At 54.4% G+C, this 25,374-nt stretch carries 26 protein-coding genes and 1 tRNA gene; 16 read left to right on the top strand and 11 right to left on the bottom strand.

The genetic code is table 11. The features are described 5' to 3' along the window. Window positions 1-11 precede the first annotated feature (11 nt). From pqqE to pqqA, 5 genes are all read right to left on the bottom strand, one after another. Complete coding sequence (pqqE, locus tag GJA01_RS06230) at window positions 12-1,085, bottom strand: pyrroloquinoline quinone biosynthesis protein PqqE (RefSeq protein ID WP_062505038.1); 1,074 nt, start codon at window positions 1,083-1,085, stop codon at window positions 12-14. Next, complete coding sequence (pqqD, locus tag GJA01_RS06225; RefSeq protein ID WP_010503004.1) at window positions 1,082-1,357, bottom strand: pyrroloquinoline quinone biosynthesis peptide chaperone PqqD; 276 nt, start codon at window positions 1,355-1,357, stop codon at window positions 1,082-1,084. Before pqqD ends, pqqE begins: the two co-directional genes overlap by 4 nt. Further along, window positions 1,354-2,073 carry a pyrroloquinoline-quinone synthase PqqC gene (gene pqqC / locus GJA01_RS06220; protein ID WP_010503002.1) on the bottom strand — a complete coding sequence of 240 codons (720 nt, stop codon included), beginning with the start codon at window positions 2,071-2,073 and terminating at the stop codon, window positions 1,354-1,356. Before pqqC ends, pqqD begins: the two co-directional genes overlap by 4 nt. Continuing rightward, window positions 2,070-2,984: a pyrroloquinoline quinone biosynthesis protein PqqB gene (gene pqqB, locus GJA01_RS06215; RefSeq protein WP_062505036.1), complete on the bottom strand. Its 915-nt coding sequence runs from the start codon at window positions 2,982-2,984 to the stop codon at window positions 2,070-2,072. Before pqqB ends, pqqC begins: the two co-directional genes overlap by 4 nt. Window positions 2,985-3,073: 89 nt before the next feature. Further along, a complete protein-coding gene (gene pqqA / locus GJA01_RS06210) occupies window positions 3,074-3,154 on the bottom strand; it encodes a pyrroloquinoline quinone precursor peptide PqqA (RefSeq protein ID WP_010502998.1) in 81 nt (26 codons plus the stop codon). A 173-nt stretch (window positions 3,155-3,327) separates the two neighbouring features. Between pqqA and GJA01_RS06205 the strand changes: the two genes are divergently transcribed. From GJA01_RS06205 to GJA01_RS06195, 3 genes are all read left to right on the top strand, one after another. Beyond that, window positions 3,328-4,593, top strand: a complete 1,266-nt coding sequence (locus GJA01_RS06205) for an AI-2E family transporter (protein ID WP_061931327.1) — start codon at window positions 3,328-3,330, stop codon at window positions 4,591-4,593. 95 nt (window positions 4,594-4,688) lie between these two features. Next, a complete protein-coding gene (gmk, locus tag GJA01_RS06200; protein WP_062023550.1) occupies window positions 4,689-5,321 on the top strand; it encodes a guanylate kinase in 633 nt (210 codons plus the stop codon). A 188-nt stretch (window positions 5,322-5,509) separates the two neighbouring features. Then, a complete protein-coding gene (locus tag GJA01_RS06195; protein WP_062505069.1) occupies window positions 5,510-8,116 on the top strand; it encodes a TonB-dependent receptor plug domain-containing protein in 2,607 nt (868 codons plus the stop codon). Between the two features lie 44 nt (window positions 8,117-8,160). On the opposite strand, the gene GJA01_RS06190 is transcribed toward GJA01_RS06195, so the two are convergent. Then, complete coding sequence (locus GJA01_RS06190; protein ID WP_062505067.1) at window positions 8,161-8,934, bottom strand: SDR family oxidoreductase; 774 nt, start codon at window positions 8,932-8,934, stop codon at window positions 8,161-8,163. A gap of 129 nt (window positions 8,935-9,063) precedes the next feature. Here GJA01_RS06190 and GJA01_RS06185 point away from each other — a divergent pair, with 129 nt between their 5' ends. Then, the gene (locus GJA01_RS06185) at window positions 9,064-9,969 is read left to right on the top strand and encodes a LysR family transcriptional regulator (protein ID WP_062505034.1); all 906 of its coding nucleotides are present in this window, start codon (window positions 9,064-9,066) and stop codon (window positions 9,967-9,969) included. 2 nt (window positions 9,970-9,971) lie between these two features. Here GJA01_RS06185 and GJA01_RS06180 read toward each other — a convergent pair whose 3' ends face one another. Both GJA01_RS06180 and GJA01_RS06175 read right to left on the bottom strand, forming a co-directional pair. Beyond that, the gene (locus GJA01_RS06180) at window positions 9,972-10,895 is read right to left on the bottom strand and encodes an SPFH domain-containing protein (RefSeq protein ID WP_062505032.1); all 924 of its coding nucleotides are present in this window, start codon (window positions 10,893-10,895) and stop codon (window positions 9,972-9,974) included. After that, window positions 10,892-11,335: a GntR family transcriptional regulator gene (locus tag GJA01_RS06175; protein ID WP_062505030.1), complete on the bottom strand. Its 444-nt coding sequence runs from the start codon at window positions 11,333-11,335 to the stop codon at window positions 10,892-10,894. Before GJA01_RS06175 ends, GJA01_RS06180 begins: the two co-directional genes overlap by 4 nt. 118 nt (window positions 11,336-11,453) lie before the next feature. Here GJA01_RS06175 and hisG point away from each other — a divergent pair, with 118 nt between their 5' ends. The 7 genes from hisG to GJA01_RS06135 all read left to right on the top strand — a co-directional run bounded on the left by hisG (window position 11,454) and on the right by GJA01_RS06135 (window position 16,058). Further along, window positions 11,454-12,158, top strand: a complete 705-nt coding sequence (gene hisG, locus GJA01_RS06170; protein WP_010502982.1) for an ATP phosphoribosyltransferase — start codon at window positions 11,454-11,456, stop codon at window positions 12,156-12,158. Further along, complete coding sequence (hisD, locus tag GJA01_RS06165; protein WP_062505028.1) at window positions 12,155-13,453, top strand: histidinol dehydrogenase; 1,299 nt, start codon at window positions 12,155-12,157, stop codon at window positions 13,451-13,453. Before hisG ends, hisD begins: the two co-directional genes overlap by 4 nt. A gap of 372 nt (window positions 13,454-13,825) precedes the next feature. Continuing rightward, window positions 13,826-14,044, top strand: coding sequence for a translation initiation factor IF-1 (gene infA, locus GJA01_RS06155; protein ID WP_007282896.1), 219 nt, complete (start codon window positions 13,826-13,828; stop codon window positions 14,042-14,044). 13 nt (window positions 14,045-14,057) lie between these two features. Beyond that, window positions 14,058-14,705, top strand: coding sequence for a Maf family protein (locus GJA01_RS06150; protein WP_062505026.1), 648 nt, complete (start codon window positions 14,058-14,060; stop codon window positions 14,703-14,705). Then, window positions 14,702-15,748, top strand: coding sequence for a ribonuclease E/G (locus GJA01_RS06145; protein WP_062505065.1), 1,047 nt, complete (start codon window positions 14,702-14,704; stop codon window positions 15,746-15,748). The genes GJA01_RS06150 and GJA01_RS06145 overlap by 4 nt, the downstream gene beginning before the upstream one ends. Then, window positions 15,745-15,921, top strand: coding sequence for a DNA gyrase inhibitor YacG (locus GJA01_RS06140; protein WP_061931307.1), 177 nt, complete (start codon window positions 15,745-15,747; stop codon window positions 15,919-15,921). The genes GJA01_RS06145 and GJA01_RS06140 overlap by 4 nt, the downstream gene beginning before the upstream one ends. 61 nt (window positions 15,922-15,982) lie before the next feature. Further along, window positions 15,983-16,058: transfer RNA gene (locus GJA01_RS06135), tRNA-Phe, on the top strand. Between the two features lie 108 nt (window positions 16,059-16,166). Here GJA01_RS06135 and GJA01_RS06130 read toward each other — a convergent pair. From GJA01_RS06130 to GJA01_RS06120, 3 genes are read right to left on the bottom strand one after another with little or no spacing between them, the layout of a single operon-like run. Beyond that, window positions 16,167-16,457: a glycoside hydrolase family protein gene (locus GJA01_RS06130; protein ID WP_099282305.1), complete on the bottom strand. Its 291-nt coding sequence runs from the start codon at window positions 16,455-16,457 to the stop codon at window positions 16,167-16,169. Window positions 16,458-16,480: 23 nt separating this feature from the next. After that, entirely contained in the window at window positions 16,481-16,951 is a 471-nt protein-coding gene (locus GJA01_RS06125) for an MgtC/SapB family protein (protein WP_062023539.1), read from the bottom strand. A gap of 33 nt (window positions 16,952-16,984) precedes the next feature. Further along, on the bottom strand, window positions 16,985-18,931 hold the full coding sequence (locus GJA01_RS06120) for a glycoside hydrolase family 32 protein (RefSeq protein WP_062505024.1): 1,947 nt from the start codon (window positions 18,929-18,931) through the stop codon (window positions 16,985-16,987). A gap of 99 nt (window positions 18,932-19,030) precedes the next feature. On the opposite strand from GJA01_RS06120, the gene GJA01_RS06115 reads away from it, so the two are divergent. The 5 genes from GJA01_RS06115 (at window position 19,031) to GJA01_RS06095 (ending at window position 25,370) form a co-directional block, all read left to right on the top strand. Next, window positions 19,031-20,026 carry a bile acid:sodium symporter family protein gene (locus GJA01_RS06115; RefSeq protein WP_062505022.1) on the top strand — a complete coding sequence of 332 codons (996 nt, stop codon included), beginning with the start codon at window positions 19,031-19,033 and terminating at the stop codon, window positions 20,024-20,026. 135 nt (window positions 20,027-20,161) lie between these two features. After that, window positions 20,162-20,908, top strand: coding sequence for a sulfotransferase family 2 domain-containing protein (locus tag GJA01_RS06110; protein ID WP_062505020.1), 747 nt, complete (start codon window positions 20,162-20,164; stop codon window positions 20,906-20,908). A gap of 215 nt (window positions 20,909-21,123) precedes the next feature. Then, on the top strand, window positions 21,124-23,616 hold the full coding sequence (locus GJA01_RS06105; RefSeq protein ID WP_062505019.1) for a TonB-dependent receptor: 2,493 nt from the start codon (window positions 21,124-21,126) through the stop codon (window positions 23,614-23,616). A gap of 154 nt (window positions 23,617-23,770) precedes the next feature. Next, the gene (locus tag GJA01_RS06100) at window positions 23,771-24,280 is read left to right on the top strand and encodes a DUF892 family protein (protein ID WP_010502956.1); all 510 of its coding nucleotides are present in this window, start codon (window positions 23,771-23,773) and stop codon (window positions 24,278-24,280) included. A gap of 223 nt (window positions 24,281-24,503) precedes the next feature. Continuing rightward, window positions 24,504-25,370 carry a helix-turn-helix domain-containing protein gene (locus GJA01_RS06095; protein ID WP_062505017.1) on the top strand — a complete coding sequence of 289 codons (867 nt, stop codon included), beginning with the start codon at window positions 24,504-24,506 and terminating at the stop codon, window positions 25,368-25,370. The last annotated feature ends 4 nt before the right edge of the window (window positions 25,371-25,374 follow it).

Genomic DNA, 25,374 nt, shown 5'->3' with positions numbered 1-25,374 from the left:
TCCATAAATTTTTAAAAACGCCGATAAAATAATGTGTCTTTCGGAACACCATTATTATCAGCAATTTTCACTATCTGCTCATGAAACGGCGACTGGCTGCACACCGGATCCATGTTCGCCGCATCTCCTGTCAATGCTAGAGCCTGACAACGACATCCGCCCCAGTCGATTTCCCGACGATCACAGGCGCGACAGGCTTCCGGCATCCACTCTGTTCCACGGAACATGTTGAACAGGTGGGAGTTGTTCCAGATATCCGCCAAAGACTCATCTCGAACATTGGGAAACGTGACGTTCGGGATGATTTCTGCCGCGTGACAGGGAAGAACACGCCCCGACGGCGAGATATTCACAAACCTTTGCCCCCAACCGCCCATGCAAGGCTTGGGCCTGTCTGCGTGATAATCAGGCGTTACATAATCGATGGCGAGGCCACCTTTAGCGCGCTCTGCCTCAACCGACCGGGTAGATTCCTCAAGCTGCTCCCGGCTTGGTAAAAGAGCATCGCGGTTCTTCAGGCCCCAGCCATAATATTGGGTATGCGCAATTTCGACGCGGCCAGCTTTCAACTCACGGGCCAGCTCAAACATCTGCGGAATCCGGGCCACATTTTCCCGATGAACGACGAAATTCAACGTCATGGGAATGCCGGATTCCTGAATAAGCCTAGCGGCCTTCAATTTGCGCTCCTGCGCGCCCTTCAAGCCACCAATGCGCTCAGCGCCCTCTGTCGTGACATCCTGAAATGAGAGCTGGATATGATCTAGTCCGGCCTTATCCAGAGCCTCCAGCTTGCTCGCATCCAGCAGGACGCCGGATGTAATGAGATTGGTGTAAAGGTTCAGCTTTCGCGCCAGCGTGACCAGTTCGACCAGATCCGACCGCGCCATAGGTTCGCCGCCAGAGAAATGGACCTGTAGAACGCCCATCTCCGCTGCCTGCTCCAACACCCGACGCCACCCAGCCGTATCCAGCTCTGCCGCCTTCCGCTCCAGATCCAATGGATTAGAACAATAAGGGCAGGCAAGCGGGCAGCGGTGAGTCAGCTCAGCCAGAAGGCTCATCGGAGGCTGGGGTAAGGTCATGCGCGAAGAACGCCCTTTTCCGTCAGATCAGAAAGAAGCGCGAGAACGTCCGTTGAGATGACCTCGCGGGGAGCGGAGAACTGTTCCGTCAATACCTCAATGATCGTACCGACAGTCCTCTCTCCGTCCACAAGACCCAAAATATGTGGGGCGGCACCTTCGATAATAAAAGCCTTCTCGGGAGCCTGGACGAGCCAGAGATCCCGAACGCGGTCTTGTTGAAGGCGATGACCGCGCGCGAAAGACAGCACGGTGTCTTCCGTCACACTCATGGGACAAAAGCACCCGGCGGGATATGATCTTCCACATACGCATAATCCAGCGCATCCAGCATGGACCACAGAACGGAACACTTGAACTCCAGAGCGCCCAGAACTTCGCGCTGTTGTTCCGGTGTAAGAGCATTTTCCCGCACATAGGCTAACGCGAAATCGGAATCCCGAGGAGCCTGCGTGAGACGCGGCGTGAAATAGGCCAGCGTTTCTTCGGAAATGAAGTCGTAGTGACGCAGCATCCCCGAAACCCGTTCGCTGATAATCGTCGGGGAAAACAGCTCGGTCAGTGAGGAGGCAATGGCGGCCAGTATGGACTGGTCCCGTACGAAATTCACATACGCATCCACGGCAAAGCGCGTCGCGGGCAACAGGCCCTCGGTGCTCTCTACATAGTCCCGATCAAGACCCAGACCATCCGTGAGCACAAGCCACCGGGCAACACCGCCTGTTCCAGGCTCCGTACCGTCATGATCCTCGATACGGCGACGCCATTCGCGGCGCAGCTCGGCGGTCGGCAGGCGAGCAAGGAGCGTGGCATCCTTAGCCGGGATCTTTGCCTGATAATAATAGCGGTTAAGAGCCCAAGCCTGAACCTGCTGCTTCGTCAGCAGACCGTCATGCAGCTTGCGGTGGAACGGATGACGGTTGTGATAGCGCTCAGCCCCGATCTGACGGAGGCGGGCTTCAAGCTGGTCAGGGGTCAGGAGTGTCATGGTGTTTCCAGTCTGAAAGTCATGCCATCTTCGGACACGGTCCACCCCGCGTTCTCGATGTCTTTGTGTTCCGGACTGTCTTCCATCAGAACCGGGTTCGAGTTGTTGATGTGAATCAAGACTTTACGCGGTTTTGAACAGGACGCGAAACTCTCGACAGGGCCACCGCTGTCGCGAATAGAAACATGCCCCATACGCTGACCTGTTTTCGGGCTCAGACCGGCACGAATCATTTCATCATCGCGCCAGAGCGTTCCATCGAAAAACAGGAGATCCGCCTGAGACGCACGCTCTATGATGTCTGGGGTAATGTGAGCACAGCCGGGAATGAAAAGAACCGTTTGCGTCCCATCCGTGATCGAGACACCCAAAGTTTCATCAGGCCGCGACCCTTCAGCCTCAGCGTAAAGCGGGGCCTTCCCCGGGACTGCGAAGGCCGTCAGCGTCAGGCCAGACGGAGTGCCATCTTTCAGGTTGAGTGCTGTCGGTACGTCCAGCTTGAGAGTCACACGCGGGACAATCGCAGGGTCAAGCGCGCCGAAAATAGGATTGGCGGCCAGTTGGTCCAGCGTGGACTCGCTGCCCATCAGCGTGAAAGGCTCACGCTCACGCAGGGTTAGCAAGCCCGTGATGGCGTCGATTTCACCGCAGGTCAGGATGACACTCTGGATCGGCGTGCCACGAAGACTGCCCTGATGATGAAGGGCTGGCGTCTCGATGATCTGCTGTCGCAGGTCCGGGGAGGCATTGAGAACAAACCAGTGTTCTCCATCAGCACTCACGGCGATAGAGGCCTGAGTGCGAGGGCGTGCGCCCTGTCGCGTGCGGGCGGCAACACATCCCGGCGCTGCGGAGTTCCATTGGGGGAATCCACCGCCGGCCGCGGAGCCGAGCACGATGACATCAATCATTTTTCAGAAAACCGTCTGGTAGGCGTCAACAGAAAAACGGCCGCCCCTGTGGGAGGCGGCCGCCATTTTCCCCGAAAAGGGAAAGATGATTACTTCTTCTCGCCGCAGACGTACGAGTTGATTTCTGCGCCCAGCGGAATTTCGGTAACTTTCGGCGTGTTCCAAGCCATGGCTGTTCTCCTAGCTCCAGGTTCGCCAACGGGCAGGGTCCCGTTAGCTCTGATCATTATTTAGTGACCTGTTCCTACTGGAGTTCAAGAGGGTTTTTGGGCAGAACACGCAACTGTGTCCTCTGTCAGGTCTTCTCACCTGAACATCATCTCCTCCGATTCAGGCACCAAACATGTCCGGCCGTTCGACTGAGCCTTCCGCACTTCCCAGCCAGAAAGGCTCTCTTCCGCCGGAAGATGACGCCCCTTGTCCTCTTTCGGACCTTGTTAAAGAAGACGAGGATCTGCCGGACCCCACGCTGGATCGTGACATATTGCGTCAACATCTGAACGTCCGGGATATCTGTGTTCTAATCCTGACGATTCTGGCCGTTTTCTATTCTTTGTATTTCACAGCGCCCATTCTTCTGCCTTTCGTCTTCGCACTGGTGGTCAATCTCATGATGATTGCCCCGATGCGTTTCCTTCGACAGAAGCTCCACCTCCCCAAGCATTTGGCTGCGTTGCTTCTGATCGTCGCCATGTTTGGTGTGGTGGGTGGTATTGCCACGACGATCTCCGTTCCTGCAGCTGGCTGGATCTCCCGTGCTCCACAGACTCTTCCGGCACTTCAGAGCAAACTGGCCGTTCTGCGTGGCCCTATTGAAATGATGCAGCGGGACTATCAACGACTGTCCGGAGTGTTTGGCGGGTACCGGCCATCAGGCTCTCATGCCGTCGCTGCCCCTATTGGCGGAGAGACAGCGTTGAGCAAGTTGGGCACCTCTGTTCTTGCTGGCACACGGGAAGTCGCCGGAGGATTTTTCTCCATGCTGCTGATGCTGTTCTTCCTCATGACAGAAGGAGACACGCTGCTCCGGCGTATCGTGGAAATCATGCCGACTTTTCGGAAGAAGCGCCGGCTGGTTCAGATCACAACCCAGATTGAGCGGAACGTATCGCTTTATCTGGCGACCATCACCATGATGAATTTTCTGGTCGGTCTGGCGAACATGATCCAGTGCTGGGCGACAGGAATGCCCAACCCTCTGCTCTGGGGTGTTTTGGCTTTTCTATTGAACTATATCCCCATCATCGGCCCGCTTACGGGTGTTGTGGTATATTTTTTCGTAGGGCTCTTTACCTTTCCATCCCTGCTTTATGCACTTGTTCCCCCATCCATCTACCTGCTGATCCATGTGCTGGAAGGCGAAACGATTACGCCGATGCTGCTGGCGCGCCGTTTTACCCTTAACCCCGTTTTTGTTATGGGATCACTGCTCTTCTGGGACTGGATGTGGGGAATTTCTGGCGCGTTCCTGTCCGTTCCAATGCTCGCGGTCTTCAAGATTGTCTGTGACCATATCGAAGTCCTTGCCCCGCTTGGACATATTCTGGGCGGCTCCCGCAGACGGTCACTCAGCAGCGCCATCACGGCACAACTTCAGTCCGAACCCTGAGAAGGCTGATTTGAGGAACATCTGGTCAGACAGGGGGTTTTCAGGGTAGAGGCTGCGGCATTGTCCGGCACAGGAACCATCTCAAGGAGACCTCCATGACCCAACAGTCCCGACGCGGCGTCTGTCTGGTGATCTCAGCCCCCTCCGGTGCGGGCAAATCCACGATCGCCAATGCCCTGCGTGCGTCAGAACCCAGCCTCAAGCATTCTGTCTCTGTGACAACGCGGAGCCCTCGCCCCGGTGAAGTGGAGGGCATTCACTATCACTTCCGGGATATCGAAGCCTTTCGTGCGATGGCTGAGGGCGGCGACCTTCTCGAATGGGCAGAAGTCTTCGGCCGTGGATACGGCACTCCTCGGTCCCCCGTAGAGGAAGCCCTGGATGCTGGTTATGACATGGTGTTCGACATCGACTGGCAGGGTCACCGTCAATTGCGTGAAGCGCTTCCAGAGGATGTAGTCAGTCTCTTCGTTCTCCCTCCGTCATTGGAAGAACTGGAGCGTCGCCTAAACAAGCGTGCTTCTGACGATCCTGCAGAAATTGAGAAGCGTATGAAAGCGGCCCTCAACGAAATTTCACATTGGGCAGAATTCGATCATACCATCATCAATTCCGATCTTGATACAGCAATTTCTCAGGCGCGTTCCGTTTTGATTTCGGCACGATTGACGACCCGTCGGCAACGTAATCTCGTCAATGTAGTGGCCGGCTTTAATCCCACTCGTTAGCGTCCTATGCACATAGAAAGATTTTCGAAGGGCTGCCATTATTTGATGGCAGCCTTTTTTGTTACCAAATCAAGAAATGACAAAATATTTCCAGCGTGGAATTACCATAGCTAACCGTAACAGTTTCGTTATGAACTGTTTTGGCAGCAGCAACGCTGATTCAGATCTTCATTCCGGGAGTCGCCAGCATGTCATCAAGACGCCTCTTTTTCCTTGCAACCACATCAATTCTGGCTTCTTCACTGGAAACTCAGGCTCTCGCGGCATCAACACCAGCGACAACATCGCACGCCGTGCAGCACACTCCTGTTCATGGGGCAAAAAAACCGATCCCAACAAAACAACAGGTTGTTCGGAGGCGTAGTGCGCCAGCAGGCGGCAATGAGACCATGATCGTTACGGGAACGCACGCAAGCAACAAGCATGCGCGTGAAAGCACGAGTCCGGTGACTGTCGTAACAGCCGCTACACTTCGTCGTTCAGGTCAAATGAATCTGGCTGACGCACTGACACGGACCTATGCTTCGATCAACGTTTCTGCCAAGGGAAGCGATACGGCTGCTCTGACCTCCTCTATCCGGATGCGCGGCCTAAATCCAAACCAGGTTCTGATCCTGATTGATGGAAAGCGTCGTCACGTCACGGCCAATATTGTGCAGAATGCTGGGCCGCAGTTTGGTTCGACGCCTGTTGATCTCAACATGATCCCGGCCAATATGATCGACCATATCGAAGTTCTCGAAGATGGTGCCGCAGCAATGTATGGGTCGGACGCGATTGCTGGCGTGGTGAATATTATCACTAAAAAGCAGGACCATGGTCTGAACATGTCCGCACAGACTGGTGCCAATGCCTATAACGGTGATGGATGGCAGTACCAGCTCAATGCAGATGGTGGCTTCAAGCTTGGCCATGACGGTTTTATGCACATCAGCGGACAGGTCTATCATACAGATCATTTCGTTGCAGGAGCAAAAGATCATCGTCTTCTGGGGTACTGGCCTGCAGGTGCCAACACGAACGGTTATTACACCGGCGTTGTGGCTAACGCGCGAAGCGTGCCCACAGACTCCAATAAAATCATGAGCACCCCGGAAGAAACCCGTGAAAATCTGGGTATTGATTTCGGAAAACCCATTACAGAGAAAATCGATTTCTACGGGCAGGTCACATATGCCCACCGTCATGCCGAAGCCATTCAGAATTATCGCGTTCCTAGCATTGCGCCAACACTTTACCCATCCGGCTTCTCGCCACTCGAAGTCATTGACGAAGATGACTATGCAGGAGAACTCGGTCTCAAAGGGCACGATTTTTATGGCTTCGACTGGGATCTGAGCACCGTTTATGGTGCCGATCAGGACAAAATCAGCAACAAGAACACAGCCAATACCGGTATGCTGGGATCGACCTGCAATAACGGCAACGTGGCCAATTATTCCTCCAGCGGGTGTGGCTGGTCTCCAACGACTGTTCGTGCACTGAACTATCGTAACGCGCAGTGGACCAACAATCTGGACTTCCGACGCAAGATCAACATTTTCAATACGGTGCCAATGGTTCTGGCTTTTGGTGGCGAACATCGTCTGGAAATGTATGACATCGTTGCGGGCGAACCCGCATCCTATGAAGTTGGCGGAACGCAGGGTTATGCCGGTCTGCGCCCCCAGAACGCAGGCTCCTGGAGCCGTAACATCTGGGCCGCCTATATCGATGGTGACTTCCATCCGTTGAAGCACTGGGATCTCGATTTCGCAGGACGCTTTGAACACTACACAGATGTTGGCAATGCCCAGAACGGCAAGGTCTCAACACGTTATGATGCGACACCGTGGCTGGCATTCCGCGGTACGATCAGCACCGGCTTCCGTGCTCCAACGCTTGCGGAACAGCACTACAGCACCATGAGCGTTAGCCCGACCAGCGCCAGTGGTCTGCTTCCCGTCAGTTCTGCTGCTGCCCGCATTCTTGGTGCCAGCCCACTCAAGCCGGAATATTCTGTCAGTTCCAGCGGTGGTGTTGTGGTGGAACCTGTGAAAGGCTTCCATGTGGAAGCGGACGTCTACCAGATCAATCTGCGTAACCGTATTTCACAGGGTGGTACGACCAAGGGTCAAGCGGCCGTCGACGCCATTCAGGCTATGGGTTATGCTCTACCGGTCAATTCGTTTGATATAAGCAATGTTTCTGCGTATTATTTCGCAAACGTAGCGAGCACTCGCACACAAGGTCTCGATATTAAAGCGGATTATACATTTCACCTGCACCGTTATGGCAATCTCGCACTGAGCATGGCGCTAGACCTGAACCGTACCCGCATGCATCATGTCGCAAGTGATACGAATGGCAGCCCGCTGCTTAATGCACAGACGATCGGCTACCTCACAACAGGCTATCCGCGCAGCAAGATTATCCTCAACGCTTATTATACTATTGGAAAATGGGATCTAAATGTTCGTCAGACCCGTTACGGTGAAACAACATCCATGATGACGTATCAAGACTGGACGCCAGCTTCCGCAACGTGCCCCGCATCCGGTGGAGCGCTCCGCTACTCCAACACCTGCTTCGCTCAGTTCAAGAATACCCCTCGCTGGCTGACAGACCTTGAAGTCGGTTATCGCTTCAACGAACATTGGCATGTCGCTGTTGGTGGCAACAACGTCTTTAACATTCGTCCGCGCAAGCTGCCTGAAGAGCTAAGCTCCTACGGTGCTGCTGTCTATGACTCAAACTCGGCACAAGTGCCGATCAACGGCGGTTACTATTACGGTCGTATCAACGCGACATTCTAATGCCCAACAGGACCGGTGAGGAAAATATCCTCACCGGTTTTTTCTTATTTGGTCGTATAGCCACCATTCACGAGAATGGTCTGACCCGTCATCCACCATCCATCAGACACAAGCATCCGCACAAACGGCACAACATCCTCAATATCTGTCAGACCCGTTTTACTCAGTCCTGATAAAGCCGCCGCTGTCTTGTGGTATGCCACGGCATCCGCGCCTTCCTGTCCATAAAAGAAGGGCGTATCCATTGGTCCAGGGCCAATGGCATTTACGGAAATACCACGCGCTCCATATTCCTTGGACGCCGCACGGGTAAAATGCTCCACCGCTGCCTTGCTGCCTGCATAAGTGGAATAGAATGGCGTGTAGGCTCCCAGAAGGGATGTGACGAGCGTTAAAAGCTTACCATTGTCTTTGAGATGCAAGCCGGCTTCCTTGATGAAAAAGAACGCCGACTTCGTATTCACATCGAACATCTCGTCAAATTCAGCTTCAGACGTCTCGGCGATCGGTTTTTTCAAAACCTTTCCGACGGTATTGATGGCAATATCCGGCTGGCCAATCGCCGCCACAGTCTCTCTGAACAGGTCCGCGTTTCCGGCGGCTGTTCTCAGATCTTTCTGGAAGGCTACGGCCTCGGCGCCAGCCTGCCTGAGTGCGGCAAGAGTTTCATCCGCAGCGCCTTTTGTTTCTGCGCTATTATAGTGAATGGCAATGGCACGCACACCTTCAGCCGCAAGGTCCCGGGCAATAAGGCCACCAAGATTTTTGGCACCACCGGCGATAAGAGCCGTTTTTCCCTTCAGCGTATGATCTGCCATGATTGGGGTCTCCATCTTTCGCAATTAAGGCCCACAGGCTACCGTCCTGCGAAACAGGACCAAGACCCTATTCCTGATCACACCTGTCAGGAATTTCGAACAAACCTTCCCCAATATGACGAGGTTCTCTTGGATCGGATCGACCTTTTCCGCATTTTCATCAGAGTGGTTGAAACATCCAGTTTCACACGGGCCGCTGACATGTTGAACATGCCTCGATCCACTGTGTCCACAGCCATCCGGGATCTGGAAATCCGGACAGGAACCCGGCTTCTGGCCAGAACCACCCGCGCTGTTTCTCCCACGCAGGATGGCAAAAAACTCTATGAGCACTGTCTGCGCCTTGTCGCAGATGTGGAAGACATCGATACTTTGTTTCGAAAAAAAACCGATGGGCTTTCAGGTGTTCTACGCGTCAATCTTCCAGGCCGGATCGGACGGTTGATCGTTACACCGGCACTGCCAGACTTTTTGTCCTGTCACCCCGACCTCTCCATCGAACTGGGCATGACGGACCGTGCCGTCAATCTCGTAAAGGAGCAGACAGACTGCGTCCTGAGGGTCGGGCCACTTCAGGACTCAGAACTTATCAGTCGCAGGATAGGCGAACTCAGCCTTCTGAATGTCGCAAGCCCCGCTTATCTGGAGCAGTCTGGCACCCCGGAGCACCCGGATGACCTGACCCGTCATCATGTTATCCGCTACGCATCTCCTGTGACGGGCCGTGTAGAACCCTGGGAATGGATGGAGAATGGCGTAAATAAATCTGCCCTTCCTCCAGCCCGCATCACGGTTGATAATGCGGAAGCCCTGATTGCAGGTTGCCTTGCAGGGATGGGATTAATCCAGGTTCCTGCCTATGACGTGCAAGAGCATCTTCGAAACGGAGAGCTTGTGAGCGTCATGCCAGAATGGTGCGCAGAGCCCTTGCCGATGTCCATTCTCTACCCGCATAAGCATCATACAACTGACAGAGTTACAACGTTCGTGGAGTGGCTGGAGCGCCTTCTCAAACGTCATATACTCCCAGACTGACGTTACTCTGCGGTCGTGTCACGATCCGTTTGCGCTGCGGCCTGAACAGCCGCCGCGAAAGCCGTGGCATTCCCCATCGCATCCGCCATTGTCGTCGGCATCAGGATGGTCGTCCCGCGGTTCTTGTTCATTTCAAAAACGCGATTGATCTGAAGAATCTGGAGCGCGATGGGCGAGGCTTCATACGTCTTAGCCGCAGCGGCCAGTTCCACAGCCACCTGTCGTTCCGCACTTGCAAGCGTTACCCGGGCTGCACGCTCACGTTCAGCCTGCGCCTGTCGACTCATGGCGTCCTGCAGATTGTCAGGCAACTGAACATCGCGGATTTCCACGGCCTGAACCGTAACACCCCATTCCCGGGTCTTAACCTCGATCAGGTCTCGCAATTCATCATCAATGCGTCTGCGATCTTCCAGCAAAACGGCCAGATCCGAACTGCTGACCACTTCGCGCAGGGTCGTCAGCGCCACCATGGAGACCGAGCCTTCATAGTCATCCAGTTCTGTAATAGCCCGCAACGGATCATGCACCATCCAGAATACGACCGCATCCACATCCACGGGTGTTGTATCGCGCGTCAAAGTCTGACGTGTGTGGACAGGCACTGTTCGGATACGCTGGTCGACCACTTCACTGATCTGATCAACAAACGGAATAATCAGAAACAGACCCGGCCCACGCAGTCCCTGGATCTTACCTGCACGAAGAACCAGCGCCCGTTGCCAGGAATTGCACATCTTCAGAGACAGAAGAACAAACGCCCCGACAATCGCGCCAACAATGACAAATCCGATCTGGCGGATCGCAAGCTGAAGACCCACCCCGATTAGAAAGCACAGGATCGCCAGTGCCGCTGCCAGCCCGTTGAAGGGCAACCCACGACCTCTCCGGGATGAGGGCGACGGAAATGTTGGATACTGAATCATGACTGTCCCTTTCCGGCGCCCGACACTGGCGCAATAGAAGATGAAGACTCCAGAAGTGTCTTCATCGCCTGAAGAACATGGTCTGGCTCAAGCCCCAGAGCATGGCTTCGGGCAATCGTCGAAGCTGCGAGATCCATGACCTCGCGCTCCCTCAGACCCGGATCTGGCGGGGGCGGATGGTTGCTGACAAAACTGCCACGCGCCCGAAATGTCTCGATGGCTCCAAGTCGCTCCAGTTCCGCATAGGCACGCTGCACCGTATTAAGGTCGACCTGGAGGTGGACGGAGAGCGCCCGCATTGTCGGCAACCGGTCTCCGGGTTTGAGCAGCCCGGACCCGACGGCCGTCAGAATACGCTCCCGCATCTGAACACGAAGCGGCAAACCTCCGGTCATCAGAAGCGGCGTGGGAAACAGTAGTGTCTCTATGTTTGCAGACATACATACAAGATAGTCATCATCGCAATCTTTCCGTCAAGAAATTTTGGAAGACCGGCGCTTCGTGATATGCGCTGCTGTTCTCTTTTCATTGGCTGCGGACAGCAAGGACAGACGCCTCATGACAGCGCCTCAGACCGGAACGGACACTTCAGACCGGAGCGGCTCTCCGCTGATCCTCGCCCTCCCGAAAGGGCGGATTCTCAAGGCGCTGGCCCCTGTTCTGAAACGAACCGGTATCGAGCCGGATGCGGATTGCCTTGAAGAAAGCAGCCGCCGCCTGCGGTTCGGAACATCCTACCCCAATCTGGATGTCGTCCGCGTCCGCTCTTTCGACGTGGCGACCTTCGTGGCTTATGGCGGCGCGCACATTGGCGTCTGTGGGGCTGATGTTCTCATGGAATTCGATTATCCAGACATCTATGCGCCGCTGGATCTCGGGATCGGCGGCTGCCGTATCTCCGTCGCACGCCCCAAAACTGTGACCGAAGATCCGGCCGCCTCTCAGTCCCGCCTGCGTGTCGCAACAAAATATCCGACCATTGCCCGCCGTCACTTCGCCTCCCGCGCCATCAATGCAGAAATTGTACATCTGAACGGTGCCATGGAACTTGCACCGACCCTTGATCTGGCCAGTGTCATCGTGGATCTCGTGGATACCGGCTCCACCCTCCGCGCCAATGGTCTGATGGAGACAGAGACCATCGCACACGTCACAAGCCGTCTGATCGTCAACCGCGTGGCTCTCAAGACACGGCCCGAGGAAATTGGCCTTCTGATCGAACGGTTCCGTGCCGCCCTGAGCGAAGAAGCAGCAGCGAAATGAAGCGTCTCAACACTCTCAACGCCGGTTTCGAAAACGATTTTGCCAGTCTGATGGCTGATCGCAGCAGTGAGGAACGGAGCGTCGCCGAGCCGGTCCGTGCCATTCTGGCGGATGTCCGTGCCCGTGGGGACGAAGCGCTGTGTGACTATACAGCCCGTTTTGATCGTCTGACGCTTCCGGCTGACAAACTACGGATCAGCGCGGAAGAGATTGCCCGCGAGGCAGACCGTGTGCCTGCGGATCTGATGGAAGCTCTCAAAACGGCCGCCCGCCGCATCGAAGCCTTCCATGCAGCCCAGATGCCAAAAGATCTGGATTTCACGGATGACGAGGGCATTCGTCTTGGCATGCGCTGGACCGCCCTGGATGCTGTCGGCCTCTATGTTCCTGGTGGCAAGGCAGCCTATCCGTCCTCCGTTCTGATGAATGCGCTACCCGCTCGTGTTGCAGGTGTGCAGCGCGTGGCCATATGCGTTCCCTCGCCCGATGGTGTGCTGAATCCACTGGTTCTGGCCGCCGCCCGTCTGTGTGGTGTTGAAGAAATCTATCGCATTGGCGGCGCGCAGGCTGTGGGCGCCATGGCTTACGGCACTGAGCGTATTGCTCCGGTTGATCGTATCGTCGGACCGGGCAACGCCTTCGTGGCCGAAGCCAAGCGTCAGGTCTTCGGGCACGTTGGCATCGACAGCATCGCCGGGCCGTCAGAAGTCGTCGTCGTGGCGGACGGCAACAACGATCCACGTCTGGCCGCAATCGATCTGCTTGCACAGGCCGAACATGACGAGCAGGCTCAGGCTATTCTTATTACGACCGATGCCGCTTTTGGGGACGCTGTCAGTCAGGCCGTTCTGACGGAACTTCAGACACTCCCCCGCACAGCCATCGCAGCAAAAAGCTGGGCTGACCACGGCGCCGTCATTGTCGTGAAGGATCTGAACGAAGCCGCACGCATCGTAAACCAGTTGGCCCCTGAACATCTGGAAGTTCTGCTGGACGAACCCCGCGCCTTCAGTGCGCTCGTACGCCATGTAGGCGCCATCTTCATGGGACGGTACTGCCCGGAAGCCGTAGGCGACTATGTCGGTGGCCCCAATCACGTTCTGCCCACAAGCCGCACAGCCCGCTTTGCATCCGGCCTGTCCGTCTTCGACTTCATCAAGCGTACGACAACCATTGAAGCCGACGAAGCCGGCCTGCAAAAGATCGGTCCGGCAGGCGTTGCTCTAGCACAGGCCGAAGGTCTGGACGCGCATGCCCTGAGCCTCAGCCTGCGTCTGGACCAGCTTGGAATTTGAGACACTTTCGTCTACCGACCAGTAGGGTCGGTAGACTTTCAGGCCATCAACAGTTCAATGGCGGGGACCCAGTCATGTCACATGCGTGTCTCCGCACTATCCCCCTTTGATCGGCAGGCGTTTTCCTGCGTTAAAACAAAAATCATCGTACTCGAATTTTCTAACATGATGAGCCGGATACGGCCCTGACACGATATTGATCCCGTGGCCGGAACAGCAGCGGACATCTTTTCCTGCAAAAATGCCCCAAAAGCTGCGTCAAGCTTGACGTTTGGCCCGACAGTCCGCACATAGCGGAACTGGATTTTCAGGCTCCCATCGGCGCCACTGCCTCGCGCAGACCTCTACCCTGTCTCTGTACCAAGGATTCTCATGTCAAAAGAAGACCTCATCGAGTTCACCGGCACCGTCATGGAACTGCTGCCAAACGCCATGTTCCGCGTCACGCTCGACAACGAGCACACCATTCTCGCTCATACGAGCGGCAAGATGCGCAAGAACCGTATTCGTGTTCTGGCCGGTGACCGCGTGAACGTTGAAATGACGCCATACGATCTCTCCAAGGGCCGGATCACCTTCCGCTTCAAGTAAGAGACTGCGGCGCATGGCCCCCTCCCAGCCTTCACTGTCGGACTCTGACAGTCTGAAGCGCCCGGCGCTTGTCCTGGCTTCGGCCTCTCCCCGTCGCCTCGCTCTTCTGGGCCAGATCGGTATCGTGCCAGATGATGTCGTCAGCACGGACGTGGATGAAGAGCCCCGCCCAGGTGAACTGCCCCGTGCGCTGGCGCAGCGTCTGGCCCGCGAGAAGGCGGACCATGCAGCATCACAGCGTCAGGATGCCGCTCTGATCATCGGGGCCGATACCGTCGTGGCTGTAGGTCGGCGGATTCTTCCCAAGGCAGAAGACGAGAAGACAGCCCGCGCCTGTCTCCGCCTCCTGTCTGGCCGGAACCACAAGGTTTTGACGGCTGTTGCCCTTCGCCCGACCGTGGGCTGGGTGGACGGCGTGGCCAACGAGCGTCTGGTGGAAACGTCCGTTACGTTCCACCGCCTGACAGACAGTCAAATTGATGCCCTGATTGCCAATGGTGACTGGCAGGGCAAAGCTGGCGGGTATGCCATTCAGGGCGCCGCAGCAGCACATATCCGCCAGATCGGTGGCAGCTACTCCGCCGTGGTCGGGCTTCCGCTGTTTGAAACTGCACAGCTTCTCCGCGGGCAGCCTCGTCGTCAGGGTGGGTGGATCGCGTGATTGAAATCCGCGCCGCCTGTTCCCCGGGCGAGGTACGGATTGCTGTCACGGATCAGGATACGCTGCTCGATGTCGGGATCTGGCGACCAGGGCGCCCCGATGGTCTCGACGACTGGCATATCGCACGCGTTCAGACGGTAGCTCCGGCACTGGGTGGGGCCTTCGTCACGCTCTATGACGGGGAAAGCGGTTTTCTTTCCAGCCGCGATACATTGGTACAGGGACAATCTGTCTCCGTCCGTGTCAGTCGCTCTGCGCAAAACGGGAAAGGCCTGCGGTTTCGCAAGGCAGAAGAGCCTCCTCAGGACAGCAACAATACATCACGCCTCATCGCCCGAGGCTCGACGCCTCTGGAAGAGCTGGCAGACCGGTATCCCGATGCGCCGCTTCACATTGATGACCCCGGCATTGCGGCCCGACTATCTGCGCGACTGCGCCCAAGACTCCAACGATGCCAGCGGGCCTTTGACAGCACCCAGGAGAGCGAGTTCGAGGAATTGGGTTCTGAAACGGCTGACCTGGGCCTGTTAACCGCCAGCTTTTTCCCCACACCAGCGCTGATTGCGATTGATCTCGATAGTAATGCCAACCCGGATTTCAAAGGAAATATCGCCAGCTTCCCTGCCTTGAGCCAGCAGATTCAGCTCAGAAATCTCTCCGGCACGCTGCTCATCGACCCCGCAGGCGTCAAGACACGCAAAAGACCTGCGCTGGTCAGCTTTCTTCGAGACGCCATGGCGCTGGACCCGCTCAAGCCTCAGGTTCTGGGCACAACACCGTCGGGCCTGCTTGAAGTCATCCGCCCACGCAAACGTCCACCCTTACATGAACTGCTGTCCTCCCCACATGGCAGGGCGCTGGCAGCGTTACGCACCATTCTGCGGGAAGAGCGGAAAGGCCGCGTGCTGACGGCATCCATTCCCCTCATCCGGGCACTGGAAAGTGACCCGGATGCCTTGAACGATTTCATATTCCGCCGCGCCGCTCCAATAGAGCTGGTTCTGAACCCGAACGCGGCGCCTGAAAGCTGGAGCCTTTCATGAGTGCAACCTGCCCCATCTGTCATCGCCCCACGGAACCCGCCTTCCGGCCGTTCTGCTCCCGCCACTGCGCAGACGTAGATCTGGGCCGCTGGTTCAGTGGAAATTACCGCGTTCCCTCTTTCAGACAGGATAATGAAGAAGAGCTGAACGATAATCCTGAATCGAAGGGTTGATCCCAAACGAATCATGAGCTACACCCCGTTTCCGCAGCGGGTGTTTCACCTTAAGCCCGGTGCCCAAGTAGCTCAGTTGGTAGAGCATGCGACTGAAAATCGCAGTGTCACTGGTTCGATCCCGGTCTTGGGCACCATTTATCCCTTAAAATTTGATAAGATTTTCAATCGACATTTTTAGCGTCTGGTTCGCAGCAGGAAAAGCCAGCATCGTGAAGGCCAGACGGCCGTCTCCAAGAAATACCTCAATGCCAAACGGCTTTACGATTACGCTGGGCAGCATAGGGATTCTGCATGACGACGCTATGAAAGCTGTAGCACCGCCTCCGGTCTGTGGAGTACCACAAGGCCGTTTTCTGAACATGATGCGCCGTCCAGGTCACCAGATCCGACGAGGTCATGAGAAACCATTCGGTGTCGTTTTTTGAGGCCACAGGATTAGGCGAGAACTGGGAATTGTACAGAAAATACAGACACCCCAGGCCGCTCTCCCGATCATAGACGGCACGCTGCGGATCATTCAGCCAATTGGGCATCAAAGGATATTCCGTTCTCTGATTTATTCCCGATCCACAGGTTCAATCTGCGGCGGCAGGCGGCCATCAATCCATTTGACCAGCACACGCAAAACCGTATTCGCGCCAAGAATGAAGACAGTCAGCAACGCTGCCTCCGCAATCATGTCGCATCCCGTGCAGGCTCCGATCGCTGCCGAACACCAAAGCGTGGCTGCCGTATTCAGACCACGGACATTCTGGCCATCCTTCATGATGACCCCTGCCCCAAGAAACCCCACACCGGAAACGACATAAGCAATCACGCGGATGGCAGAGGCATCTCCACCAATCCGCTCGGCCAGATCCACGAATGCAGCCGCCCCAATAGCAACGAGAGCATTCGTGCGCAGGCCAGCCGTACGTTGGCGGAACTGTCGCTCTGCGCCGATCATCGTTCCGAACACAAAGGCCGCAAGATAGCTTCCGAAAGTATCCAGAAAAGAATGAGCATCAAATGTATGGGTAAAATGCACGTCCCTCTCCCTTCGAAACGCCAGACCCATCCCCTACATCGCCGTAGGACGATTCATGGTCTTACGAAGCGGATACAAACTGAGGTCTTCAACCATTGCACCCGCATTGGTCGCCTGAAGGCTTAGTGTATCCAGTGGACTTGATGGGAATACAAGCGCCGTCCCGACAGACAGGCCATCATTGGCAAAAATTTCCAAGGCGCAGGCATCCAGAACAATCTTCATGGAAAAGCGTCTGCTGTTGGCAGTCAGAGGCGTGGAAAACCGCTCCGTAAAGAATGGCTGTGAGAAGCCATGCAGATCACCACGATCCAGCCAGAGCTGCGCGGAGAAAGCATCAAACCCGATTGAGAGAGTTTCCCCCTGTCCATTGGAAAAGACAATAAGAAAGCGTCCGGCACGCCCCTTGTTACCATCAGGTTGTGGGTTTTTACGCTCGTCCACCGTGACCGTCAGAGACAGTTCAATGGCCTGCCCAGTGGGGATAGAAACCTGAACACCGCTTTGGGCCCCGATCCGTCCGACCTTGAACGGAATAGCCTCTCCCCGAAGCTGTTCCAGCCCCTTGGGTCTCTGTACAAGCCGAAGCCAATTCATATCATCACGACGAAGCGAGAGTGTACGGGGAACAGTCATGAGACCACGCCAGCTTCGGTTCGGAACCTCCTCGCAATACTGCCAGTTTCCAAACCACGCGAAATACACGGCATCATTGAGAGGCAGGTTTTCATAAACCTGCATCGCATAGCTATCCTTGGCAAAATCCGTCAGGCCAATGACCGTATTTTCCGGAATAAATCGCTCGCCGTCGAAGTCACCGACGAAATACTGCGTGACGCTCCCTCCCTGCGGACCACCCGGATTGACGGAAACGAACAGCACCCAGCGTGTATTTTTCCCGTCCTCTTCAATCGGCAGTTCGATCAGATTGGGGCATTCATAATCTACACCAAACAGGCCAGCTGGCCCGAAATCGCTCAGAGGCATCCAGTGCTTTAAATCAATCGACCCATAAAATGCGACTTTATGAGCCCTCGCCTTCACAACGACCATGACCCATTTGCCACTTGGCTCATGCCAGAAGACCTTGGGGTCACGGAATGAATTCAGACCAATATCGAGAACCGGGTTGTGCGCGTAGTCAATGAAGCGTTTCCCACCATCGGGACTCCAGGCCAGATACTGTGTTTGCTGTTGGGGCGTAGCGCGGGTGTAAAGTGCGACCAGACCGCCCGCCATCGGTGGCAACGTGGAAGCCGGTGGCGTGACGGGGGGCAGGTCAGTTGTTGTCGGAGGATCAAAGACATGCCCGAACGGCGCAGCGGCACTCGGACCCAACGCATCCATGTTCTCCGGGGATAAGGGAACATCGGATGATGCTTTTCCAAGACTGGGCGTCAGCGCGTCAATGGCGGCCTGAGTGGCAGTTGCCGGACCTCTCGCGTGCGTTTCTGACGGATCAGTAGCCTTTTGGACGGGAAAGAGACCGGACACATTATCCCGGTCGAGTACGACACAACCTGAATAGGCCTCCCCTGCGGCTGTCTGATCAATCGCAATCGGCTGATCCTCCCAAGTATAAAGGTCTGTACTCGTCGCATGCCCCCAGTGCACCTGCCCCGCATATGGAGCGAAAGGGTCGTACTGGTAGTAAAGATGGAAGGTGTGACCATCGAAAATCAAACCGTTCGGATCATTCATGAAGCCGGTTTCTGGTGAAAAATGAATGGTCGGCCGGTAAAGATAATCGCTCTGCGTTCTGACGACAGGCTGGCTCGCTACCGCAGAATGGTTCCCCGGCTCCTGATGAGAGTTGCTTGGCTCATCATGATGAGGTGTCATTGCTGATACAGGTGTCTCTTCAGCTGCACGGGCAACGCGGACTGCACTGACTGAGGCTCCCGCTGCTAGAATTGAAGCCAAAGCACTACGGCGCCCTAATGAAGGCCTGTCATTTTGATCCGTCATACCCGGCAGCATACAGAACCTCACCGCATCCGGAACCCTTTCATGAAAATGCCTATCTTCTTATCAAAGGGCTAATTGCATGTTCATTACAAATACAGACATATGTGTCCCATGAAGCGCTTTGACCCTTTCCTGATGGCCCTGATCTGCGCGATCATTCTGGCCTCTATTCTGCCCTGCCGGGGTCAGATGCAACATCTTCTCCAACAGGTCGTGACCGTTTTGATCACCCTGATGTTCTTCTTTCAGGGCGCCAAACTTCAGCGTCATGCGATTATCGAGAGCGTGCGGGACTGGCGACTGCAAGGGACAGTGCTTCTCTGCACCTTTGCTCTGTTCCCTCTTCTAGGGATCGGGCTGCACCTACTTTTCAAAAGTCTTTTCTCTGACGCTCTTTTTGGCGAAGACCTGTGGTCAGGCATTCTTTTCCTCTGCTGCCTTCCTTCTACAGTCCAGTCCTCCATCGCGCTCACGTCCATCGCGCGCGGCAATGTTCCGGCAGCAATCTGTGCCGCTACGGTTTCAAACATTGCTGGTATCGCCCTCACCCCTCTTTTGACGGGTCTTGTTCTCGGCCACGTGGGCGCTGGGCACTCCCCACTGGACAGCGTGCTGGACGTCGCCAAAGAGTTGTTGCTTCCTTTTCTTCTCGGTCAGATCCTGCAATCATGGGTGGGGCCAATTGTCCGGCGGCACAAATTTCTCATCTCCTTCACCGATCGCGGCTCTATTGTCGTCGTCGTTTACACAGCTTTCAGTTCAGCCGTGGTTGAAGGAATCTGGCACCGCGTTTCGATGGCACATCTGGCTGAGGTTGCTCTTCTGGATAGCGCTCTGCTCGCGCTTGTTCTGTTTCTCTCCCATGCCATGGGCAAGGGCATGCAACAGTCTGTTGAGAACAGTATTACCTTGCAGTTCTGTGGTTCAAAAAAATCTCTGGCCTCCGGCGTTCCAATGGCCAGTGTCATTTTCCCCGCAGCATCCGTGGGCATTATCGTACTTCCCCTGATGATTTATCATCAGATTCAACTTTTTACCTGCACCCTTCTGGCAAGACATTATAGCCGACGGACAGAAATAGAGAAAAATGCTTCTTTCCATGTCTGACGTTTTATTTTTTGAAAATTGATAATTTTATAACTAAATTGTCAAAGACGTTTCTTTTCGTCACGAGACGGTCTTTGACCACCGTGTATCCGTCCTTCAGTGTCACCCCAGTTTTAGAACTGGGGCTTTCACAGAATGCTATCACATTCCTCGCTGATCGAAATGCAGGTTGCAGATCAGAAAGAGTCTCCGTCTGCACCAGATGGTTTTCCTCAGTCTCTTCTCTGCCAGTTCTTTCGTGTCAAACAGTTCAATGACATTCATGAACGTGCCGCAGAACTCCGTCTTCTTCTCCCACTCGGAAAGAAACGTCTGAACCGTATCGCGCGTATTCGGGAAGCCGGAGCGCTCTTTATTCATGTTCCAAAAAATGGCGGCACGTCTGTCTGCAATCAGCTTTATGGATGTTCCATGATGCATCAGACGATCCGATATTACCGGCACGTCACGCCAGATCTTTGCCGAGACCTGCCAAGCTTCGCCATCTGGCGTGATCCGGTAGAACGCTTTGTGTCTGCCTGGGCTTTCGCCAGAAAGGGCGGAACATCAACAGTCAAAATTCATCCATCCCTCAACAGTCTTTATAGATCGTTCCACACACTCGATGATGCTCTTTCTCACGTGGAAAACCAGTCTTCGCTCTACGCTGTAGATCATGTGTTTCGTCCTCAGTCCTGGTATGTCTGCGGGAAAGATGGGCGCCTGGCTGTTGACACCCTTTTCCCAATGGAAAAAATCATGCAGATTCCTGATCTGGTTCCAGCCATGGCCGGACAAACCATCCCACATTTGAATCAGAACCCACATCAGCACGACGTTACTGCTGATCAGGTCCGCAGAATCCGTAAACTCTATGAGCAGGATGAAGCGTTACGCCCCTGACAGACAAAAAGAGAAATGTTCTAGTATTTCGCCAAACTGTCACAAAACGTATGGGTATCCCTGTATAAATCGCTACTTCCCAAAGACTTTGTGGCTAAATTGTCATACCCGCCACATGTCATAATGTGACTGTCATCATCTAATTGATAGTGTGAACAAACCATGGTTTTCCTTGGCCAAACAAACCTGTCTGGCCGAGAAAGACCCAACAGACGATGCGCCTTACACGCCTCCTCTCGACCTCTGCGCTGATTGCATTCGGTACAATGCCGGCGCTTGCGGCTCCCGCTTCGGATGTTTCTGATACGAAACATCACAAAGCCAAGCCCAAAACGGAAATTGCTGCTCCATCCATGATGGGCAATACGGCTCCAACCGACGTACATGAAGAGCATGTGTCTGTCAGTGGCCATCACGCCTTCGACGGCGTCACCCGTCGTGCGGTCGGTGGCGGCCTGATGGAGAAGCAGGACAGCGCGAAGTCTGTCTCGGCCGTTTCCCGCGACTTCATTGAAAAGCAGGTGCCAGGCGCTGACCCGATGCAGCTGATTTCGCTGCTCCCGGGCGCAAACGTGTCGTCCGGTGACCCGGCAGGTCTGACGGGTAGCTCCATGAGCATGCGCGGTCTCGACCAGTCCCAGATCGGCTTCACACTTGAAGGCTTCCCGATCAACGATATCGGTAACTTCGCAGTCTATTCTCAGGAAATCGTGGACTCCGAAAACCTGCGCACAGTTCGCGTTGCCCAGGGTTCGGCTGACCTCGACAGCCCGCACATCAGCTCAACAGGCGGTGTGGTCGACATGTACATGATCGACCCGCAGATGAAAGCTGGCGGCCGTCTCGGCGTCAGCTATGGTTCCTACGATTACACCCGTGGCTTCCTGCGTCTCGACACAGGCAAGATTGGTAACACCAATCTGCGCGCCTACTTCTCCGGTTCTTATGCGACGGAAGGCGTCAACAACAGCGACGCGACAAACCGCAAGCTGCACGCCGAAACCAAGATCGTGAACGACTGGGGCGACGGCAACCGCGTCTCTCTCGCCATCGTTGGTAACCGCCTTTACAACTACCTGACTCCCAACGTGAACATGGCCTCCTGGGATGCCTATGGTCGCGGGATCAAGGATCGCTATGTTGCTCCGGGCAAGAATGCTGCTGGCCAGAACATTTCCAACACGGTCTGGAATTCGACCTATAATCCAAATGCTTCTGACCACGGTGCATCGTATTACAAGCTGCACCAGAACCCGTTCACCAATATTTATGCCAGCGCACCTTCTACCTTTAAGCTAGCAGATCACCTTGTCCTGACAGAAACACCATATTTCTGGTACGGCGACGGTAACGGCGGCAGTGCGTACTGGACGAATATGGACAAAATCAATTACGGAAGCACATCACTTAAAGGGACCCTTGAAGGAAAAGGCGGTGGCTACCGTCTTCTTTACAATCCCTCCAACACTCAGACCTATCGTCCTGGCGCTGTCACGAAGTTGACACTGACGACGGGAAACAACCGTCTTATGGTTGGTTACTGGTTTGAGTATGCCAAACAGCTTCAGTCAGGCCCATATTCGGGTGTCGGGCAAGACGGAAATCCATGGGATGTTTGGGGGGCTGCGGCAAACGTCGTACTCTCGAACGGTCAGACCTATATGTACCGTAACACCATTACCCAGACGCGCGTTCACACCATGTTCATAGGTGACACGCTGTCTCTGCTGAACAACAAACTGACGATCGATGCCGGTTTGAAATACTCCATCGTGATGCGCAGCGGCACTAACATGCTGCCGGATACGTCAACCGGGCGGAACACCAGCAAAACCTATTATGAACCCCTGCCAACCGTTGCGATCCGTTATCAGATCAATCCTGAGAACCAGATCTTCGTTTCCGGCGCGACCAACTTCCGTATGCCGACCAATTACTCACTTTACGATGCTGGCGCTTATTATGCTGGCTCCGGATATGCAACCCACGCCAACCTAAACCAAAATCCTGAAATTTCGATTTCGGAAGAAGTAGGCTACCGTTACACCGGTAAGACGATCATGGGATCGATCACCTACTTCCATTACGACTTTACAAACCGCCTGATGTCTTCCAGCCAGTGCGCAGACGAACGCTGTGACAACTATTTCACCACCAACGTCAACGCTGGCGGCCAGACGACCAACGGCGTCGATGCTGAAATCGGTACCCGCCCGATCTTCCGTTACTTCCGCCCATATGTATCTTTTGAATATGTTGATGCCCGCCTTGGCAGCAATCTTCAGGCTGGCAGCGGCTCCGGCATTGACTATCTGCGCACCAAGGGCAAGTTCGCTCCGGAAACGCCAAAGTTCCAGGTCGGCTTCAACCTTGACTACGACGACGGTCACCTCTTCGGGGGCTACAACCTGAAGTATGTGTCACGCCAGTACTCCACGTTCATGAACGACCAGTCCATTCCGGGCTATGTTCTGATGAACGCAAACATTGGCTACCGCTTCAGCAACCTCGGATTCCTTCAGGCTCCGAACGTTCGCATCAACTTCTCTAACCTGACAGACAAAGCCTATCTGGGCTTTGTTAAGGGTATCCAGACTAACGCAACACAGCAGACCGGTATCTTCGGCAAGACGGTTAGTGGCTCAACACCAACCTATGCTATCGCCGCTCCGTTCGCAGCAATCGCAAGCGTCAGCGCTGGCTTCTGATCTTTCAGAAAGCAGCGAGTTCCAATCCCCATGTCAGTTCTCTGGCATGGGGATTTTTTATAGACTACAAACAGCATATGCCCGCCGTTGACAGAACCCTTGTCCTGCACGGATATAAGATAAAACCCCGTCGTTACGACGTTAGAGGACTCTCATGGCCAGCAAAACTAAGTCCGCAGAAAAATCCGTAGTAGATATTTATCTGGAGCGGCTGCAGGATCACCTGTCCATTGAAACCAAAACAATTGAAACTGTTCTTTCCGAACTACCTAGTTGTGCGCGTTATGAAACCCTGTGCAACCAGATGCGGCAGGATCTCAGCATGCGACGTGCACACGCTGAAGACATTAGAATGCTATTGAGCCGACATGGGCACCCTGCTCCAGCAGCTCATGAAACGGTCTCTTCAATCCTGAACACGGTCTCCAGCCTTTTCCATGGCGGAGAAGATAACGACCTTATTAAGAGTATCCTCACAGATATCAGCTATCGATCCTATCAGATCGCTTCCTTGGATATTCTCATACTGCTGGCGGATCGCTTGGGCTTTACGAGTGACGTTGCAATGCTCAAGCGCCTGCATACGGAGGAAAACGTATCCATTGATCTCCTTCGTACAAATTTACCTAATACGTTCGCAGAATACCTCCAAAAATCTTTATGAAATTAAAATACTTATAGGAAAGTAATTAACCAGACATTCAGGAATAAGTGGTTTTTCAAAAATAATTTAATCTGAATTTTTATGTTTCTTTTTCGAAGAAAAAACTTCAAATGTCTTACTGCGGTTCACTGAACACATCTCTCGTACATTTATCTGGCACAATAGTCCCCTTATAAAGACAGCTCTCCTGCCGCATTGGGAGTTTCCTTAGAGTTTTTTTGCTATGTCCAAAGATGAGCGTTCATCGGAGTTGCCCGCTCGCATTATTCCACTTGCTACACTTCCCGCCCCTTCACGCGGCTTTGAACCTATTGTGCAGCACGTCCCTGCCTCCTGGCTTCACGAGCAAGACCTCCTTACACAATGCTTTGCGCAAAAGAGAGCACTCTTCCTCCTCACTCGTCGGAATGGCGGAATTCTCTATTTGAGTGCTGGCCATCTTTCAGCTGCACCTAAAGATGACGCTGTTCAAACAGACCTTCTTTCCCTTCCGGAAAATGTATTTCTGGCCCTTTCTGTCCGAAAAGAAGCACTACTCACTCAGCTTCCGGTTTTATCCGGCCTGCCTCCCGTCACAATTCAGACGCGATCTGGCCCAGGCCATTTACTGTTTATGACCTGTGATCTTATCGCTCAGGATATGTTGATTTCCTCCTCGCCACAGACTCAAACACGCATCCGTCAACACTTAACGAATCTGCTTCTCACCACAGTTCTGGACGCGCTTGATCTTGACCTTTCAACAGAAGGACGTCGGCGCCATCGCCAAAAGCATGTCCGTGCTTATATCGAATCCCGCTTGCATGAAGCTGATCTGACACCGCAGCTTATCGCACAAGCTTATGGTATCTCGACCAGGGCACTTTATCTTCTGTTCGATGGAGAACCGGGAGCCGTTTCTGGATGGATTTTGAACAGACGCCTTGAGCGTATTTACGAAGACCTTCAGTCCCTGGATTTCGCTTCAATGGCTATCGCTGAGATTGCTCTCAAACATGGCTTCAGAAACGCCGCGCATTTTTCGAGGCGTTTCCGTCAAAAATTTGGCTTATCTCCCAGAGAAGCACGACCAAAACGACTTACTGGGTAAGGCT

It is taken from the genome of Gluconobacter japonicus (assembly GCF_002723975.1).
Taxonomy (GTDB): domain Bacteria; phylum Pseudomonadota; class Alphaproteobacteria; order Acetobacterales; family Acetobacteraceae; genus Gluconobacter; species Gluconobacter japonicus.
The sequence above is the reverse complement of the archived record's forward strand: the minus strand, read 5'-3'. Positions and strand labels throughout refer to the sequence as shown.

What these genes read in the sequence shown, in the direction of transcription:
- GJA01_RS06095 (WP_062505017.1), top strand. Translation starts at nt 24,504, where the DNA reads ATGTCCAAAGATGAGCGTTCATCGGAGTTGCCCGCTCGCATTATTCCA.
- GJA01_RS06115 (WP_062505022.1), top strand. Translation starts at nt 19,031, where the DNA reads ATGAAGCGCTTTGACCCTTTCCTGATGGCCCTGATCTGCGCGATCATT.
- GJA01_RS06105 (WP_062505019.1), top strand. Translation starts at nt 21,124, where the DNA reads ATGCGCCTTACACGCCTCCTCTCGACCTCTGCGCTGATTGCATTCGGT.
- pqqA (WP_010502998.1), bottom strand. Translation starts at nt 3,154, where the DNA reads ATGGCTTGGAACACGCCGAAAGTTACCGAAATTCCGCTGGGCGCAGAA.
- pqqD (WP_010503004.1), bottom strand. Translation starts at nt 1,357, where the DNA reads ATGAGTGTGACGGAAGACACCGTGCTGTCTTTCGCGCGCGGTCATCGC.
- gmk (WP_062023550.1), top strand. Translation starts at nt 4,689, where the DNA reads ATGACCCAACAGTCCCGACGCGGCGTCTGTCTGGTGATCTCAGCCCCC.
- infA (WP_007282896.1), top strand. Translation starts at nt 13,826, where the DNA reads ATGTCAAAAGAAGACCTCATCGAGTTCACCGGCACCGTCATGGAACTG.
- GJA01_RS06120 (WP_062505024.1), bottom strand. Translation starts at nt 18,931, where the DNA reads ATGCTGCCGGGTATGACGGATCAAAATGACAGGCCTTCATTAGGGCGC.
- GJA01_RS06150 (WP_062505026.1), top strand. Translation starts at nt 14,058, where the DNA reads ATGGCCCCCTCCCAGCCTTCACTGTCGGACTCTGACAGTCTGAAGCGC.
- GJA01_RS06205 (WP_061931327.1), top strand. Translation starts at nt 3,328, where the DNA reads ATGTCCGGCCGTTCGACTGAGCCTTCCGCACTTCCCAGCCAGAAAGGC.
- GJA01_RS06175 (WP_062505030.1), bottom strand. Translation starts at nt 11,335, where the DNA reads ATGTCTGCAAACATAGAGACACTACTGTTTCCCACGCCGCTTCTGATG.
- GJA01_RS06110 (WP_062505020.1), top strand. Translation starts at nt 20,162, where the DNA reads ATGCTATCACATTCCTCGCTGATCGAAATGCAGGTTGCAGATCAGAAA.
- GJA01_RS06100 (WP_010502956.1), top strand. Translation starts at nt 23,771, where the DNA reads ATGGCCAGCAAAACTAAGTCCGCAGAAAAATCCGTAGTAGATATTTAT.
- GJA01_RS06140 (WP_061931307.1), top strand. Translation starts at nt 15,745, where the DNA reads ATGAGTGCAACCTGCCCCATCTGTCATCGCCCCACGGAACCCGCCTTC.
- pqqC (WP_010503002.1), bottom strand. Translation starts at nt 2,073, where the DNA reads ATGACACTCCTGACCCCTGACCAGCTTGAAGCCCGCCTCCGTCAGATC.
- GJA01_RS06130 (WP_099282305.1), bottom strand. Translation starts at nt 16,457, where the DNA reads ATGCCCAATTGGCTGAATGATCCGCAGCGTGCCGTCTATGATCGGGAG.
- GJA01_RS06195 (WP_062505069.1), top strand. Translation starts at nt 5,510, where the DNA reads ATGTCATCAAGACGCCTCTTTTTCCTTGCAACCACATCAATTCTGGCT.
- hisG (WP_010502982.1), top strand. Translation starts at nt 11,454, where the DNA reads ATGACAGCGCCTCAGACCGGAACGGACACTTCAGACCGGAGCGGCTCT.
- GJA01_RS06180 (WP_062505032.1), bottom strand. Translation starts at nt 10,895, where the DNA reads ATGATTCAGTATCCAACATTTCCGTCGCCCTCATCCCGGAGAGGTCGT.
- GJA01_RS06190 (WP_062505067.1), bottom strand. Translation starts at nt 8,934, where the DNA reads ATGGCAGATCATACGCTGAAGGGAAAAACGGCTCTTATCGCCGGTGGT.
- pqqE (WP_062505038.1), bottom strand. Translation starts at nt 1,085, where the DNA reads ATGACCTTACCCCAGCCTCCGATGAGCCTTCTGGCTGAGCTGACTCAC.
- hisD (WP_062505028.1), top strand. Translation starts at nt 12,155, where the DNA reads ATGAAGCGTCTCAACACTCTCAACGCCGGTTTCGAAAACGATTTTGCC.
- pqqB (WP_062505036.1), bottom strand. Translation starts at nt 2,984, where the DNA reads ATGATTGATGTCATCGTGCTCGGCTCCGCGGCCGGCGGTGGATTCCCC.